Raw genomic sequence first — 1,235 nt, 5'->3', positions numbered from 1 at the left:
CTGGTGTGCCAGGGCGACTTCGTCACCTACAGCGCACTGACCCTGGCCACCCTGCAACTGGGCCTGATCCCCGGCACCTTGTGGCTGTTGCTCGGCTGTTCACTGGCGGCCTGCGCGCTGGATGCTGTGGCGGCGCTGCGGCGTGGTCAGTGGCGGCGCCTTCCAGGGTTGCTGGCGCGCTACCTGAGCGTGCCGGCGGTACTCTGGGTGGTGCTGGACACCTTCGCACTGGCCGAACTGCCGGCCGTACTGCAGATCCTGCTGACCTTGGCGCTGGTCACCCCGCTGGGGCCACTGCTGTATCGGCTGGTGTATCAACGGGTAGCCGAGACTTCGGTGCTGTTGCTGCTGATTGTCTCGGTGGCGGTGCATATCACCCTGGTCGGCATCAGCCTGCTGATGTTCGGCGCCGAAGGGGTGCGTACCGATGCCCTGGCCGACGCGGTGTTCATGCTGGGCGAACTGCCGGTGGGCCTGCAAAGCCTGCTGGTGATCGGCAGTGCGCTGCTGCTGATCGGCCTGCTCTATGCCTTTTTCGGCCACAGCCTGTACGGCAAAGCGCTGCGCGCCACAGCACTCAACCGCAAGGGCGCACAACTGGTGGGCATCCCCACGCAACTGGCCGGGAAAGCCGCGTTTGGCCTGGCCGCGCTGATCGGTGCCGTCTCCGGTGTGCTGATCGGCCCGCTGACCACGCTGTACTACGACTCGGGCTTTCTGATCAGCCTCAAGGGCTTTGTCGCAGCCATCTTCGGTGGCCTGGCGAGCTACCCGATTGCCGCCGGCAGCGCCTTTTTCGTCGGCGTGCTGGAGAGCTTCGCCAACTTTGGCGCCTCGGCCTACAAGGAAGTGATCGTGTTCACCGTGGTAATCCCGGTGCTGCTGTGGCTCTCGCTGAAAAACCCTCACCTTGAGGAGCAACACTGATGATCCGTCGACTGGCCCCCTTGTTTGCCCTGCTGTTGCTGGCAGGGCTGGCGCCCCTGCTGCTGCCTGCGTTTCACGTCACCCTGCTGAACTACATCGGCCTCTACAGCCTGGTGGCCCTGGGCCTGGTGTTGCTGACCGGTATCGGTGGTATGACCTCCTTCGGCCAGGCTGCCTTCGTCGGTATCGGCGCCTATGCCAGCGCCGTGCTGACCACCCAGTACGGCCTGTCGCCCTGGCTCGGCCTGCTCGCAGGGCTGTCAATCACCCTGCTGGTGGCCACCACCCTGGGCCTGCTGACCCTGCGC

At 65.3% G+C, this 1,235-nt stretch carries 2 protein-coding genes; both read left to right on the top strand.

Annotated features, from left to right (window positions below):
- Positions 1-927, top strand: a 927-nt coding sequence (locus tag G3436_RS25385; RefSeq protein WP_163950915.1) for a branched-chain amino acid ABC transporter permease, incomplete at its 5' end; no start/stop codon positions are given.
- Positions 927-1,235: ABC transporter permease subunit (locus G3436_RS25380; protein ID WP_420801254.1), on the top strand; the 309-nt coding region annotated here is incomplete at its 3' end. The genes G3436_RS25385 and G3436_RS25380, both read left to right, overlap by 1 nt.

Origin of the sequence: Pseudomonas brassicae, from assembly GCF_010671725.1 — a bacterium.
GTDB classification, from domain to species: Bacteria; Pseudomonadota; Gammaproteobacteria; order Pseudomonadales; family Pseudomonadaceae; genus Aquipseudomonas; species Aquipseudomonas brassicae.
Note: the sequence above shows the minus strand (reverse complement) of the source record. Positions and strands in the feature narration are given on the sequence as shown.